At 62.4% G+C, this 12,935-nt stretch carries 17 protein-coding genes; 12 read left to right on the top strand and 5 right to left on the bottom strand.

From position 1 onward, the window contains the following. Positions 1-17: 17 nt before the first annotated feature. On the top strand, positions 18-1,400 hold the full coding sequence (locus tag I6L45_RS16135; protein WP_216982619.1) for an L-serine ammonia-lyase: 1,383 nt from the start codon (positions 18-20) through the stop codon (positions 1,398-1,400). Positions 1,401-1,683: 283 nt separating this feature from the next. After that, positions 1,684-3,054 (top strand): L-serine ammonia-lyase, encoded by a 1,371-nt coding sequence (locus tag I6L45_RS16130; RefSeq protein WP_134695780.1) that lies wholly within the window; start codon positions 1,684-1,686, stop codon positions 3,052-3,054. A 188-nt stretch (positions 3,055-3,242) separates the two neighbouring features. On the opposite strand, the gene I6L45_RS16125 is transcribed toward I6L45_RS16130, so the two are convergent. Next, a complete protein-coding gene (locus I6L45_RS16125) occupies positions 3,243-4,202 on the bottom strand; it encodes a lytic transglycosylase domain-containing protein (RefSeq protein ID WP_216982618.1) in 960 nt (319 codons plus the stop codon). Next, positions 4,202-4,480: a YcgL domain-containing protein gene (locus I6L45_RS16120; protein ID WP_134695782.1), complete on the bottom strand. Its 279-nt coding sequence runs from the start codon at positions 4,478-4,480 to the stop codon at positions 4,202-4,204. The genes I6L45_RS16125 and I6L45_RS16120 overlap by 1 nt, the downstream gene beginning before the upstream one ends. Before the next feature lie 106 nt (positions 4,481-4,586). Here I6L45_RS16120 and minC point away from each other — a divergent pair, with 106 nt between their 5' ends. From minC to I6L45_RS16090, 6 genes are all read left to right on the top strand, one after another. After that, on the top strand, positions 4,587-5,312 hold the full coding sequence (gene minC / locus I6L45_RS16115) for a septum site-determining protein MinC (RefSeq protein WP_216982617.1): 726 nt from the start codon (positions 4,587-4,589) through the stop codon (positions 5,310-5,312). Between the two features lie 18 nt (positions 5,313-5,330). Continuing rightward, entirely contained in the window at positions 5,331-6,143 is an 813-nt protein-coding gene (minD, locus tag I6L45_RS16110; protein ID WP_010674647.1) for a septum site-determining protein MinD, read from the top strand. A gap of 2 nt (positions 6,144-6,145) precedes the next feature. After that, complete coding sequence (minE, locus tag I6L45_RS16105; RefSeq protein ID WP_005301252.1) at positions 6,146-6,412, top strand: cell division topological specificity factor MinE; 267 nt, start codon at positions 6,146-6,148, stop codon at positions 6,410-6,412. A 172-nt stretch (positions 6,413-6,584) separates the two neighbouring features. After that, positions 6,585-6,911, top strand: coding sequence for an HI1450 family dsDNA-mimic protein (locus I6L45_RS16100; protein WP_043760726.1), 327 nt, complete (start codon positions 6,585-6,587; stop codon positions 6,909-6,911). Between the two features lie 53 nt (positions 6,912-6,964). Next, positions 6,965-7,672 carry a monofunctional biosynthetic peptidoglycan transglycosylase gene (mtgA, locus tag I6L45_RS16095; RefSeq protein ID WP_216984229.1) on the top strand — a complete coding sequence of 236 codons (708 nt, stop codon included), beginning with the start codon at positions 6,965-6,967 and terminating at the stop codon, positions 7,670-7,672. Between the two features lie 283 nt (positions 7,673-7,955). Beyond that, entirely contained in the window at positions 7,956-8,279 is a 324-nt protein-coding gene (locus I6L45_RS16090) for an HI1450 family dsDNA-mimic protein (RefSeq protein WP_134695784.1), read from the top strand. Between the two features lie 46 nt (positions 8,280-8,325). Here I6L45_RS16090 and I6L45_RS16085 read toward each other — a convergent pair whose 3' ends face one another. Further along, entirely contained in the window at positions 8,326-8,637 is a 312-nt protein-coding gene (locus I6L45_RS16085) for a DUF1289 domain-containing protein (protein ID WP_216982616.1), read from the bottom strand. A gap of 1 nt (position 8,638) precedes the next feature. Further along, positions 8,639-9,508, bottom strand: a complete 870-nt coding sequence (locus I6L45_RS16080; RefSeq protein WP_216982615.1) for a S1 RNA-binding domain-containing protein — start codon at positions 9,506-9,508, stop codon at positions 8,639-8,641. Between the two features lie 264 nt (positions 9,509-9,772). Between I6L45_RS16080 and I6L45_RS16075 the strand changes: the two genes are divergently transcribed. The 4 genes from I6L45_RS16075 (at position 9,773) to I6L45_RS16060 (ending at position 12,153) form a co-directional block, all read left to right on the top strand. Next, positions 9,773-11,005 carry a UPF0149 family protein gene (locus I6L45_RS16075; RefSeq protein ID WP_216982614.1) on the top strand — a complete coding sequence of 411 codons (1,233 nt, stop codon included), beginning with the start codon at positions 9,773-9,775 and terminating at the stop codon, positions 11,003-11,005. A 151-nt stretch (positions 11,006-11,156) separates the two neighbouring features. Beyond that, the gene (locus I6L45_RS16070) at positions 11,157-11,627 is read left to right on the top strand and encodes a MarR family winged helix-turn-helix transcriptional regulator (protein WP_043760742.1); all 471 of its coding nucleotides are present in this window, start codon (positions 11,157-11,159) and stop codon (positions 11,625-11,627) included. After that, the gene (locus I6L45_RS16065; RefSeq protein WP_134695789.1) at positions 11,624-11,812 is read left to right on the top strand and encodes a DUF4250 domain-containing protein; all 189 of its coding nucleotides are present in this window, start codon (positions 11,624-11,626) and stop codon (positions 11,810-11,812) included. The genes I6L45_RS16070 and I6L45_RS16065 overlap by 4 nt, the downstream gene beginning before the upstream one ends. A 161-nt stretch (positions 11,813-11,973) precedes the next feature. After that, complete coding sequence (locus I6L45_RS16060) at positions 11,974-12,153, top strand: hypothetical protein (RefSeq protein ID WP_043760749.1); 180 nt, start codon at positions 11,974-11,976, stop codon at positions 12,151-12,153. A gap of 108 nt (positions 12,154-12,261) precedes the next feature. Here the strand turns inward: I6L45_RS16060 and I6L45_RS16055 are convergent, their stop codons facing one another. Further along, entirely contained in the window at positions 12,262-12,849 is a 588-nt protein-coding gene (locus I6L45_RS16055; RefSeq protein WP_216982613.1) for an FMN-dependent NADH-azoreductase, read from the bottom strand. Positions 12,850-12,935: the final 86 nt, after the last annotated feature.

The raw sequence follows: 12,935 nt of genomic DNA, 5'->3' as shown, positions 1-12,935 counted from the left end.
CATAACTGGAGTACGTCATGATCAGTGTCTTCGACCTGTTTTCCATCGGGATAGGTCCCTCCTCCTCCCATACGGTGGGACCGATGCGGGCTGCCTGCGCCTTCGTCCACACCCTCAAGCAGCACGCACTCCTGACCCGCACCGACCGCGTCGTGGTCGAGTGCTACGGATCCCTGGGCCAGACCGGCAAGGGACACGGTACCGGCAAGGCCATCATCCTGGGGCTGGCCGGGTTTGAACCCGAATCCGTGGACATCGAGGCCATCCCCGCCTTCCTCGAACAGGTGGAAAAGAGCCAGAACCTGCACCTCGGGGGCGAACAGCCCAGCGCCTTCCCCCGCATCGGCGCCATCCTCTTCAACCGGCGCAAGACCCTGCCCGCTCACTCCAACGGCATGACCCTGCGTGCCTTCGAGGGTGACACCCTGATCTTCGAGCAGACCTACTACTCCATCGGGGGCGGTTTCATCATCGAGGAGAGCCACTTCGCCAACGCCCGGGAAGAGGCCGCACGCTTCGATACCGCCCACCCCATCCCCTACCCGTTCGAGAGCGGCGCCGAACTGCTTGAACAGTGTCAGGAGAGCGGCCTCTCCATCTCGGGGCTGATGCTCGCCAACGAGAAGGTGTTTCGCAGCGAGGCGGAGATCAAGGCGGGCCTGCGCAAGATCTGGCAGGCGATGCAGGGCTGTGTCGAGCGCGGCTGCAAGAGCGAGGGGGTGCTGCCCGGCGGTCTCAAGGTGAAGCGGCGCGCCCCCGCCCTCTACCGCCAGCTCTGCGGCGAAACCAGCTTCAACAAGGATCCCCTGATGGTGATGGAGTGGGTCGACCTGTTTGCCCTGGCCGTCAACGAGGAGAACGCCGCCGGTGGCCGGGTCGTGACGGCCCCCACCAACGGCGCCGCCGGCATCATCCCCGCGGTGCTGCACTATTACGATCGCTTCGTGCGCAAGGTGGATGACGAGCTGCTGATGCAGTACTTCCTCACCGCCGCCGCCATCGGCATTCTCTACAAGAAGAACGCCTCCCTATCAGGGGCCGAGGTGGGTTGTCAGGGCGAGGTGGGGGTCGCCTGCTCCATGGCCGCCGGCGCCCTGGCCGAGCTGCTGGGGGCCAGCCCCGCCATCGTCGAGAATGCCGCGGAAATTGGCATGGAGCACAACCTGGGGCTGACCTGCGATCCCATCGGCGGCCTGGTGCAGGTGCCCTGCATCGAGCGCAACGCCATGGGGGCGGTCAAGGCGATCAATGCCGCCCGCCTCGCCCTGCGGGGCACCGGCGAGCACAAGGTGTCGCTGGACAAGGTGATCAGGACCATGTGGGAGACCGGTAACGACATGAAGACCAAGTACAAGGAGACGGCCCGTGGCGGCCTCGCCGTCAACATCACCGAATGTTAATGTGACGTAAACGAGCCACATATGGCGCTCTCATACCCGGCCTCGCCGGGTATTTTTTGGCAAAACGTTTGCCCAGCGCTTAACAAAATGGATAACCATCAAAATAAATTTTATACTCGCGCCACGAATTCAACAAAAATAGATCTGTTTCAACTTTTTTTAGGTATTGAGCCGTTACACTGTGGTTATTCGGTTCCTTGGCCTTTGTGATGACAGACAGTCCCATGGATCCCCTTTCTGCAAGCGGGCATGGCGCCCCCTTCTACCCTGAGGTAATTGTTACATGATCAGCGTTTTTGATATCTTCAAAATCGGTGTTGGCCCCTCCTCTTCCCACACTGTCGGCCCCATGAAGGCAGCCAAACAGTTCGTGGATGAACTGCGTGCTGGCGGCAAGATCCGTGACATCACCCGGATCCAGGTCGATGTCTACGGCTCCCTCTCCTGGACCGGCAAGGGTCACCACACCGACACCGCCATCATCATGGGTCTGGCGGGCAACCTGCCGGAAAATGTCGATATCGACGCCATCCCCGAATTCATCTCCCGTGTCGAGCAGACCGGTCGCCTGCCCATCGGCCTGCACTGCCATACCGTCAGCTTCCCGAAAGGCGCCATGGTCTTCCATGACGAGGCCCTGCCCCTGCACGAGAATGGCATGAAGCTGACCGCCTTCATCGAAGACGACGCCATCTATAGCAAGACCTACTACTCCATCGGCGGTGGCTTCATCGTTGACGAAGAGAACTTCGGCAAGAGCGACAGCGGCGACATGGCCGTCAGCTTCCCGTTCAAGAGCGCGGCCGAGCTGCTCGCCCACTGCGGCCAGAGCGGCCTCTCCATCTCCGCCCTGATGATGGAGAACGAGAAGTGCTTCAACACCCCGGAAGAGATCTACAAGAAGCTCGGCAAGATCTGGACCACCATGCGTGAAGGGATCGAGCGCGGCTGCCGTACCGAGGGCGTGCTCTCCGGCCCGCTGCGCGTGCCGCGCCGCGCCGCGCCCCTCTATCGCCAGCTGACCACCAACGAGAACCTCTCCAACGATCCCATGAACATCGTGGACTGGGTGAACATGTTCGCCCTGGCGGTCAGTGAAGAGAACGCCGCCGGTGGCCGCGTCGTCACCGCCCCGACCAACGGTGCCGCCGGTATCATCCCGGCCGTGCTGGCTTACTACGACAAGTTCATCCAGCCGGTGGGCCGCGACGAATACACCCGCTTCTACCTGGCCGCTGCCGCCGTCGGCATGCTCTACAAGATGAACGCCTCCATCTCCGGCGCCGAAGTGGGTTGCCAGGGTGAGGTGGGTGTCTCCTGCTCCATGGCCGCCGCCGGCCTGACCGAGCTGATGGGCGGCAGCCCGGAGCACGTCTGCGAAGCCGCCGAGATCGGCATGGAGCACAACCTGGGTCTGACCTGCGACCCGGTTGCCGGCCAGGTTCAGGTGCCCTGCATCGAGCGCAACGCCATCGCCGCCATGAAGGCGGTCAACGCCTCCCGCATGGCCCTGCGCCGTACCTCCAAGCCGCGCGTCTCCCTGGACAAGGTGATTGAGACCATGTACATCACCGGCAAGGACATGGACTCCAAGTACCGCGAGACCTCCCGTGGTGGCCTGGCCATCAAGGTGATGCAGGTTGCCTGCGACTAACTCCGGATCGCACTGACATGAAAAAAGCGGGATATGTTCCCGCTTTTTTTTTGGTCTTTATTTCACGGGCTTGTCGGGAAAGCCCAGATTCAGGCCGCATGAAATAAAGGGACAAGGAGAAACACACAGGAGCAGCGGCCCGAGCGGGTGGCCGGGAGGCATGCATCAGATGAGGTTACGAGAGACGGCTATTCCACGATGCGATCGGCCAGGGTGCCGACGGCCACCACGAAATAGGGGGAGCGATTCCAGTGGCGCAGCACCCGGTAATTGTCATAGGCGAGGTAGCTGCGCCCGTGAATATCGTCCGGCCGGATAAGGGAGGCCTGCATGTCGGCCTTAGGAAGCTGGGAGCCATCCTGCTGGCGTACCCCGAGGGCCTGCCAGTCGTGCAGCGACTTGCGCACTGCCAGCCCGATCAGCGCCGGGTCAAGGGAGTCTGGTACCCTCACCCGCCGCCCCCAGGTCTGATCCTCGCGCCAGCCATTCTTGTGCAGATAATTGGCTGCCGAACCAAACACATCCGCGAGATTGCCCCAGAGATCCTTCCTGCCGTCCCCGTCCTGATCCACCGCGTATGCGAGAAATGACGAGGGCATGAACTGCACCTGCCCCATGGCCCCCGCCCAGGATCCCTGGAAGGCGGCAGGGCTCACATGCCCCTGCGCCAGGATGTGCAGGGCATCGAACAACTGCCCCTTGAAGAAAGCCTCCCGCCGCCCTTCCCAGGCCAGGGTGGCCAGGGAAGAGATCAGGGGATAATGACCGGTGATTTTGCCGAAATTGGTTTCTATTCCCCACAAGGCGACAATAAAACGGGGCTGCACCCCATATTCCCGCCCTATTTTTGTGAGCAACGGCAAATGCTGGCGATATAAGGTTTTGGCCTGCTTGACTTTCCATTCCGGGACGGCGCGTGGAATATATGTGTCCAGCGTCAATTTGAATTCCGGCTGATTTTTGTCGTGCTTGATCGCCGCTTCCACCAGCCGGACATCGGCAAAGGCGGCAGTCACCGTCGCAGGCGGGATGCCTGCCGCCAAAGCCTCTTCTCTGAGGCTCGCCACATAGTGGTCGAAATCGACGCCGGCCAGCACGGGGGACCCCAGCAGGGCCCCCAACAACAGCAGTGCCGACCGGCCCGGCATCAGCAGGCGCCCTTCAACTGCGCCTTGTGCTGCTCCAGCAGGTTTTCCGGCGGAGGCGGTACCTGCAGATAGAAGCCCTGGCTCTTCAGGGCGGCCATCACCCGCTCGGTCGAGGCCAGCCCCAGGGGCTTGGCCGGATCCAGCTTGGTCATCAGCACCAGCTCGGGGCGCCCAAAGGTACTCATCAGCACCTCGGGGACGCGGGAAAAATCCTCTCTTCTTTCAATAAAGAGATAGGTCTCGGCTTTTTTGCGACTTTTATAGACTGCACACAACATGGAACTTGATATAATCCGACGGGTTTATTGCCTCTGGTGGTGGCAAACTATAACATCGGGAATTGAATAACAATAACGTATTGCCGTCTCGGTTCGGGGAAGATTCATGGTTGAACGCGATAACGAATTGAAAGGGACTACCTTCACTATTTCTGTGTTGCATCTCAGCGATGGCAATCTGGCCCGGATCAGACAACTGCTGGAGGCCAAGGTCGCGCAGGCCCCCCAGTTTTTTAATTGTGCCCCCCTCGTCCTCAATGTGGAACGCCTCACCGAGATCCCCGATTTCCAGCAGCTCAGGGAGCTGGTCGAGTCGGAAGACTTCGTGCTGGTCGGCATCACGGGGACACGGGACGAGGCAATGAAGACGGCGGCCAAGGCGGCCGGGCTCGCCGTCATGGTATCGGGCAGGAGCCGCAAGGCAGATCCCGAACCCGTGGCGCCCGCACCGGCCCCCGAACCCGTGGTGGCGGCCCCCGTCGCCCCCGTTCCAGCCCCCCTGGAAGCCAGCAAGGTCCACGTCGGCCCGGTGCGCTCCGGCCAGCAGATCTATGCCGCCGGTACCTCCCTGGTGGTACTGGGCTCGGTGAGCCCGGGCGCCGAGGTCATCGCCGACGACAGCATCCATGTGTATGGTGCCCTGCGTGGCCGGGCCATCGCAGGGGCCAAGGGCAATCCCAGGGCCCGCATTTATTGCCAGCAATTGCAGGCCGAGCTGCTCTCCATCGCGGGCACCTTCCAGCTCAGCGATGCATTGCCGGCAGGCCTTATCCAAGAGCCAGTCCATATCCGGCTGGACAACGAACAACTTCGTATAGACCGAATCAAATAGAGTTACAAGGAAGCGAGAATGGCGCGAATCATAGTCGTTACATCGGGCAAAGGTGGCGTTGGCAAGACCACAACCAGCGCGGCCCTGAGTACCGGTTTAGCCCAGCGTGGCCACAAGACAGTGGTCATCGATTTTGACATTGGCCTGAGAAATCTGGATCTCATCATGGGCTGCGAGCGCCGCGTGGTGTATGACTTCGTCAACGTCATCAACGGGGAAGCAAACCTCAACCAGGCCCTCATCAAGGACAAGCGCTGCGAGAATCTGTTCATCCTGCCCGCCTCCCAGACCCGGGACAAGGATGCCCTGACTCGCGAAGGGGTCGAGAAGATCCTGGATCAGCTGGCGGAGATGCAGTTTGACTACATCGTCTGCGACTCCCCCGCCGGCATCGAGTCTGGCGCCCTGATGGCGCTCTACTTTGCCGACGAGGCCATCGTCACCACCAACCCGGAAGTCTCTTCCGTGCGCGACTCCGACCGCATCCTCGGTATCCTGGCCTCCAAGTCACGCCGTGCCGAGCGCGGCGAAGACCCCATCAAGGAGCACCTGCTGCTGACCCGCTACTGCCCGACCCGCGTCAACCGCGGCGACATGCTGAGCGTGCAGGACGTGCAGGAGATCCTGGCCATCAAGCTGCTCGGGGTCATCCCGGAGTCCCAGGCGGTGCTGCGCGCCTCCAACTCGGGGGAACCGGTCATCCTGGACAAGGAGTCCGATGCCGGTCAGGCCTACGAGGACGCCGTCGCGCGTCTGCTGGGCGACACCAAGGATTTTCGTTTTCTGGAAGAAGAGAAGAAGGGCTTCTTTAGCCGACTGTTCGGGAGTTAAGCATGTCATTATTGGATTATTTCCGTTCCAACAAGAAACAGAGCACCGCACAACTGGCCAAAGAGCGGTTGCAGATCATCGTCGCCCACGAGCGTTCATCCAGAGGGGGGCCGGATTACCTGCCCCAGCTCAAGCAGGATATCCTCGACGTGATCCGCAAGTATGTGGAGATAGACCCTGACAAGATCACGGTCCAGCTCGACAAGAAGAGTGACGAGCTGTCGGTACTGGAGCTCAACATCACCTTCGCCGACGACAAGAAGGGATGAGCTGACGCCCCATGCGTGACCCCTTCCCCCAATGAAGACCGGATCCTGTCCCAGGGTCCGGTTTTTTATTGGTGCCTGGGCATCTCGCCAAGGGCGGCACGGCCAGCTAGAATACCGCGCACCACGGGGTCTGCCGACGGCGCCCCTCCCCTTTATCTGGAACACAGGTCTTATGTCTTTGAACGACGAAATGCACAGTGTCGAGGAACTGCTCGACACCGCCCTCGAACTCTTCATGGAGCTGGCCTCCGACAACCTGCCGGAGCAGGAGATTGCCCGCTTCAATCAGGAGTTCAACGACCGCGGCCTGCTGGCGGAAACCGATCCCGCCGATGACTGGGCGGCAGACGTCGGCTTTGACGTCAGCGATGCCGAGTATATCGAGGTCTGGGTCGGCCTTGGCAACGAGCAGGAAGAGTACGAGCACCTGTTCGCCCGCATGCTGCTCTCCCGCCGTGTCGACGAGAAGTTCTGCCACATCGAATGGCTGCCCCAATAATTCCGGATCCCGATGATCCGCGCCACTATGACTGGGAGCCGGAGTCTGACGAGGTGCCGCCGTCCCGGGTGCGTCGTCTGCTGAGCTGGCTCGGCAAGCTGCTGCTGGCCGCCTTCCTCAGCACCATTTTCTCCGTGGTGGCGCTGCGCTTCATCGATCCGCCCATGTGGACCTGGCGCCTGGAGCGGGCGCTGTTTCCCCCCGCCAAGGTGGCGGAGGTGAAGCACGACTGGGTGCCGCTCGAGCAGATCTCCCGCGAGCTGCAGCTGGCGGTCATCGCCGCCGAGGATCAGCGCTTTGCCGAGCACCACGGCTTCGACATGGACGCCATCAGCTCCGCGCTCAGGCACAACCAGCAGAGCCGGCGGGTGCGCGGTGCCAGCACCCTCAGCCAGCAGACGGCCAAGAACCTCTTCATGTGGAGCGATCGCAGTTTCCTGCGCAAGGGGATCGAGGCCTGGTTCACCCTGCTGATGGAGCTGGGCTGGGACAAGTCCCGCATCCTCGAGGTGTATCTGAACATCGTGGAGTTCGGGCCCGGCATCTATGGGGCCGAGGCCGCCGCCCGGCACTACTTCGGCAAGCCGGCGGCCCGTCTGACCCGCTATGAGGCGTCCCTGCTGGCGGCTGCCCTGCCCAACCCCTGGCGCTACCGGGTCAAGCCCCCCTCGCCCTATGTGCAGCAGCGCTCGGCCTGGATCCGCCGCCAGATGAGCCAGCTTGGCCAGATCACCCTGACCCGGGTCCACGAGGCAGGCTAGGCACGTCGGCGGACTCGGGCAGCGGGCCCAGATGCCCGCCAACGGTCTGCCGATGCAGCGGCAGATAGTGCCACCACCAGGTCTCCCGCCGCCGCGTGATCCGTCGCCTGTGCTGTCGTCGTTTCATACTGCCCGCACGCCTCGCCATGCCGCCCATGCTGGCGGCTCTGTTAACCTTACCCCCTGAGCCCGTCATTTGACAGTGCGCCGTGCCGGGCCCGGGCTGGCTGCCACTCCCAATACTTGTTAAAGTGGCGAACCTGGACGTATCTGGAGTGATTTCATGGAACAACGTAGCCCGGATCAGCTGGTCGAGTGGGCCTATGATCAGTTTCTGGAGCAGGCAGCCGACATGCTGGCCCCCGAACAAATCGTCGACATCACCCTCGAGTTCGAGCAACGTGGTGCCGTCGAGGCCACCCTGCCCAATGCCGACTGGTCGACCGAACTCGGAGTGCCGGTCGACATGGCACGTTGGGCCGAGGTCTGGGTCGGCCTGCTGGATCATCAGGAGGAGTTCGAGGTGATCTACGCCACCTTCCTGTTGCCCCGGGATCAGAGCGAGCACGAGGTGCACGTGCGCTGGCACCGTCAGCAACAGGCATAAAAAAGGCGCCCCAGGCGCCTTTTTCGTGTCCGTCGTTCCAGCCCCGTCAGGGACGGGCGGCGATGGCCTTGGCCAGACAACGCCGGCACCAGCAGGCGCTCGCCTCGCTCATGGGCAGGGCAGGCAGCTGGCTGCACCAGCAGCGCTCGATGGGTTCCCCCGCCGACACGGCGCAGAACGCCGGCTCGCCACACCCCGGGCAGGCATGGGTGCTCTTCGAGCCATTGAGCTCGGCCATGCGGGCGAGCTGGGCTTCGCTGTCCATGGCAGACCACTGACCGATCTCGGTCAGGGTGCGGCCGCAGCCGAGGCAGAGCCCGTCCTTGGCCCGACAATCGCCGATGCAGGGACTCGGCACCTTATTCGCCTTCCCCGGTGTGCTCTACCACGAGACGGATGCTGTGCTCCTCGATGACGATCTTGCCCTGCTTGTAGAGCCCGCCGATCGCCTTCTTGAAGGTGCCCTTGCTCATGTTGAACATCTTGTAGATGAGCTCGGGATCGCTCTTGTCCCCCACCGCCAGGCTCCCACCCTGCTTTTGCAGGCGCACCAGGATACGCTCGCCCGCATCGTCCATCCGGGCCAGTCCCGGCTTTTGCAGGGCCAGATCCAGCTTGCCGTCTTCACGCACCTGTTTGACCCAGGCGGTCAGCGGCCGCCCCGTCATCACGCGGCCAAACACCTCGTTCCTGAACAGCATGCCTGCGTACTGGCCGTTGACCACGGCCTTGATGCCAAGAGGGGTGTGCTCGCCCGGCAACGCCGTCACCTCGTCCCCGGCCTTGAAGGGGGGGTCGATGCGCAGGAAGCGCTCGAGGCGGCTGGTGCCCACCATACGCCCCTCGTTGTCCAGCATCAGGTGCACCAGATAGGTGTGCCCCACCTGCATCGGCTTGTTCTGCTCGCGGCTTGGCACGAACAGATCCTTTTTCATGCCCCAGTCGAGGAAGGCCCCGATCTTGTTGGCGTTGACCACCTTGAGGCCGACGATGTCACCCACCATGGCGAAGGGCTTGTCGGTGGTGATCACCGGCTCGCAATCGGCGTCCAGATAGAGGAAGACGGTCACCTCGCCCCCTTCGACGACGCCTTCCGGCAGCTGGCGCTTGGGCAGCAGCAGCTCGCCGTATTCTTCGCCAGCCGCCAGCCAGGCGCCGCGATCCTCGATCTCAACGACGGTGAGGGTGTTCATCTTGCCAATCTGTAACATGGTGATCTCTTCTTTCAATATCCGGGTGGGCCGGCACTCACGGCCCGTCAATAGAGGTGCCTCGCCGCCATCCCATGGGAGAGGACGGGCTTGTTTCTCATGCTGGCGCGCATGTTACCCCAGAGCGGTGGCGGGACCTAGCCCCGCGCCCCGCCGCGCGGACTATTTTCGCGCGCTCCGGCGACCAGATTGGCGATATTAGCATCATTCAATCGCATCTTTGCTGCAAATACCCCCACTTTTAGGTAGACTTCGCGGCCGTCAAATCCGGAGGAAGCGTCGATGAACCCAGCCACTCGTACCCGTCATCTCAATCAGTGGATCCAGACCCACAGCGGGCAGGACATGAGTTACCCGGCCCTGCACGGCTTTCTCTGTGCCCGCCTGACGGGGCCAACGGCCCCGGACTGGCAGGCCCCATTGGCCGGCCTGCTGCCCCATGACGCCGAGCTGGACGAGAAGAGTGCCGAGGCGCTGCACCACCTGATCGCCGAGCTGGAAGCCCAGGCTGACGACGCCCAGCTCGTGCTGCCGAGCCAGTGCCGCCTCTCCAGCGAGACCCCGGAGCAGGTGTTCGAGCAGAGCCATCCCCTCGGCCAGTGGAGCTACGGTTTCAGCCAAGGGGTCGCCTGCTGGCCCACCCCGACGGATCTCAACGACCCGGCGACCCGCCATCGCTTCAGCCTGGTGGCGGAGCTCTGCCTGTTTCGCGACAGACCCATGGCCCAGATGCTGCACCAGGCCGCAGCCAGCGAGCTGCCCTTCCTCGATTTTTGCAAGCGCCAGCGCCAGCAGATGAAGACGGCCCTGAACCTCTTGCTGAGCCAGGATCACTACGAGGCCCAACCCGAGGAGGCGGCGCTTCCCGAGAACGACCAGACCCGCCAGTGGCAGCAATGGTTCGAGCAGGCAGCCAGTTGCCGCGATCCCCTCGCCCGTCTCCCCTGGTTTGAGCGCATCGTGGCCGATGCCACCCCCCTGTTCGACGAGGCGTTCTGGCGGCAGTACGCAGGCCATGGCTGGCAGGCCCCCGAGGCCCGGCCCCTGATCGCGGCCAGGGCGGGGCGGGCCGACTGCCTGCTGCGCCTGGGACAGCTGACACAGGCCAGGGAGGAGTACCTTGCCCTGCTCGCGCTCTGCCTCGCGGACGAGCCGGGTTGCCGCCATGCCCTCTCCAGCCTCTATGCCTGGCAGGGGGAGTGGGACGCCCTGCAACAGCTCCTGATTCGCTTCGATGAAGCCTCCTGCTGGCTGCTCTACAACCGGGCGCTGATGAGTTTCGTCTGCGAGGGAGAAGAGGCCGCACGCCCCCATCTGGCCGTCGCCCTTGCCGCCAACCCCCATGTGCCCGCCGCCCTGCTGGGCCAGCGCAAATTGCCCAAGCAGGAGCCTCGCCACTGGCAGGGGGGCAGCCGCGACGAAGCCGCACTCTATGCCTTGCAGAGTCGCGAAGCCTGGTTGACCCATCATGCCCTGATCTGGTTGCGTCACGCCGTCGGCAAGCAGGCCAGTTGAGACCCCGATTTTTCTTTTCCATGATGCAACACGTGCGCAACCGCACATTTTTCTGGTGCCTGGTCGGACAAATGTGCCTGTCTTACGTATCATCAAGTTCAAAGTATCAAGAGAAACTGCACCCGATGCAGCCGCCACAGCAGGATGTCATATGTCGAAAATCATAGAGCTGCTCGCGCACTACCCTCCTTACCAGCTGGTCCACGCCGCTGAGATGGTGCGCGATACCTTTGAACAGTTTTATCAGCAGCGGTACCAACTCACCGTGCCGCAATGGCGCCTGATGATGGTGCTGGGCCCCCACTACCCCATCAGCCAGAAAGAGCTGGTGGAGGCGAGCGGCATGGACAAGGTGCGGATCTCCCGCGAGATCCATCGTCTGGTGGAGAAAGGCATCCTGTTCACCGAGAACAGCGTGCAGGACAAACGCATCAGCCTGGTCTCCTTCACACCGGCCGGGCTCACCCTGTTCCAGCAGCTCAAGACCGAAGCGGGCAGCTGGCAACACACCCTCACCGACTACCTGCCGGCCGAGGCGCGCCAGAACATCCGCGTGCACCTGCAAAGCGTCAGCGACGCCATCGAACAACTCCACCTGCTGGATAGCGAGCAACAGCCATGAACCTGAACAACTTTGCCACCATGGACGTCAACATGCTGCTGAGTCTGGTCAATATGAAGCTGCGCGATCACTACGCGGATCTGGACGATCTCTGCCGGGCCCAGGATCTCGACAAGGAGGCCCTGATCGCCCGCCTTGCCAGCGGGGATTTCCACTACCAGCCTGATCAGAGGCAGTTCAGATAGGGATCCGGATCACAACCCGACCCATGAGGCTGGTCACGGCGGCAAAAAATGCTATGGTGATGGCTACCCGGTCAACGAACCCACGGCAAGGCGTATGGATACATCTTGCTGTCACAGACCGCGGTTAGCCTTCCGTTCACGCCAGCAGCCAAGGATGACCCATGATGCGCCTGACCCGTTCGACCAGCCTGATCACCCTCAGCATCCTGCTGATGATCAGCCTCTTCTCCCCCCAATTGCCAGACAGCGCCGAACAGTGGTTGACGACCCTGCTCCTGGGCTCCCTGGTGGCGGTCTGCCTGGTGATCGGCAGCGGTTGCCGCCATTTCCTGCAGGACTGACGATTCGCCCTCTGGCGATCAGCCTGTTCAGTATCCAGACAAAAAACAACGCAGCCCATGGGCTGCGTTGTTTTTTCAGGCTGTCCGGGGTTTCCCCCGTCTAAGGCATCAGTAGGCCAGGGTTTCCAGCTGCTCCTTGGCCTGCTCGATCCCCTTGGCTTGCGCCTCCGGACCCATGCCCATGCCTTCGGCGTAGATGAAGTCCACCTCGTTGATGCCGATGAAGCCCAGCACGGTGCGCATGTAGGGGGTCACCAGATCGGTGGCGTTGCCTACGTGCATACCGCCGCGGGGGCTGACCACCAGGGCGCGGGTGTTCTCCACCAGGCCCACCGGGCCGGTCTCGGTGTAACGGAAGGTCACGCCGGCACGGGCCACCAGGTCAATCCAGTTCTTCAGCTGGGTCGGGATGTTGAAGTTGTACATGGGGGCCGCGATGATCACCAGATCGCTCGCCTTGAGCTCGGCAACCAGTTCGTCGGACTGGGCCAGCACGGCCAGCTGACGCTCGCTGAGGTTCTCGCCGCCGCGCAGGCCCATGGCCAGCTCGCCGTCCAGTACCGGCAGGTTCAGGGTCGCCAGATCGCGCACCTTGATGGTGTCACCCTGGCGATCGGCCAGATAGCCGTCGATCAGGGCGTTGGATTGGGAATACTGGCCCAGGATGCTGGACTTGAGTACGAGGATATTGGCCATGGTGATACTCCATTTGATTGTCAATTGAACAGCCAGGCTGTCGATGGAGGTCACTATAAAGATTGAGATTCAAGCCTGATAGCGAA

Origin of the sequence: Aeromonas sp. FDAARGOS 1415, from assembly GCF_019048365.1 — a bacterium.
In the GTDB taxonomy this organism is placed as follows: domain Bacteria; phylum Pseudomonadota; class Gammaproteobacteria; order Enterobacterales; family Aeromonadaceae; genus Aeromonas; species Aeromonas taiwanensis.
Note: the sequence above shows the minus strand (reverse complement) of the source record. Positions and strands in the feature narration are given on the sequence as shown.

What these genes read in the sequence shown, in the direction of transcription:
- I6L45_RS16135 (WP_216982619.1), top strand. Translation starts at nt 18, where the DNA reads ATGATCAGTGTCTTCGACCTGTTTTCCATCGGGATAGGTCCCTCCTCC.
- I6L45_RS16130 (WP_134695780.1), top strand. Translation starts at nt 1,684, where the DNA reads ATGATCAGCGTTTTTGATATCTTCAAAATCGGTGTTGGCCCCTCCTCT.
- I6L45_RS16125 (WP_216982618.1), bottom strand. Translation starts at nt 4,202, where the DNA reads ATGCCGGGCCGGTCGGCACTGCTGTTGTTGGGGGCCCTGCTGGGGTCC.
- I6L45_RS16120 (WP_134695782.1), bottom strand. Translation starts at nt 4,480, where the DNA reads ATGTTGTGTGCAGTCTATAAAAGTCGCAAAAAAGCCGAGACCTATCTC.
- minC (WP_216982617.1), top strand. Translation starts at nt 4,587, where the DNA reads ATGGTTGAACGCGATAACGAATTGAAAGGGACTACCTTCACTATTTCT.
- minD (WP_010674647.1), top strand. Translation starts at nt 5,331, where the DNA reads ATGGCGCGAATCATAGTCGTTACATCGGGCAAAGGTGGCGTTGGCAAG.
- minE (WP_005301252.1), top strand. Translation starts at nt 6,146, where the DNA reads ATGTCATTATTGGATTATTTCCGTTCCAACAAGAAACAGAGCACCGCA.
- I6L45_RS16100 (WP_043760726.1), top strand. Translation starts at nt 6,585, where the DNA reads ATGTCTTTGAACGACGAAATGCACAGTGTCGAGGAACTGCTCGACACC.
- I6L45_RS16090 (WP_134695784.1), top strand. Translation starts at nt 7,956, where the DNA reads ATGGAACAACGTAGCCCGGATCAGCTGGTCGAGTGGGCCTATGATCAG.
- I6L45_RS16075 (WP_216982614.1), top strand. Translation starts at nt 9,773, where the DNA reads ATGAACCCAGCCACTCGTACCCGTCATCTCAATCAGTGGATCCAGACC.
- I6L45_RS16070 (WP_043760742.1), top strand. Translation starts at nt 11,157, where the DNA reads ATGTCGAAAATCATAGAGCTGCTCGCGCACTACCCTCCTTACCAGCTG.
- I6L45_RS16065 (WP_134695789.1), top strand. Translation starts at nt 11,624, where the DNA reads ATGAACCTGAACAACTTTGCCACCATGGACGTCAACATGCTGCTGAGT.
- I6L45_RS16060 (WP_043760749.1), top strand. Translation starts at nt 11,974, where the DNA reads ATGATGCGCCTGACCCGTTCGACCAGCCTGATCACCCTCAGCATCCTG.
- I6L45_RS16055 (WP_216982613.1), bottom strand. Translation starts at nt 12,849, where the DNA reads ATGGCCAATATCCTCGTACTCAAGTCCAGCATCCTGGGCCAGTATTCC.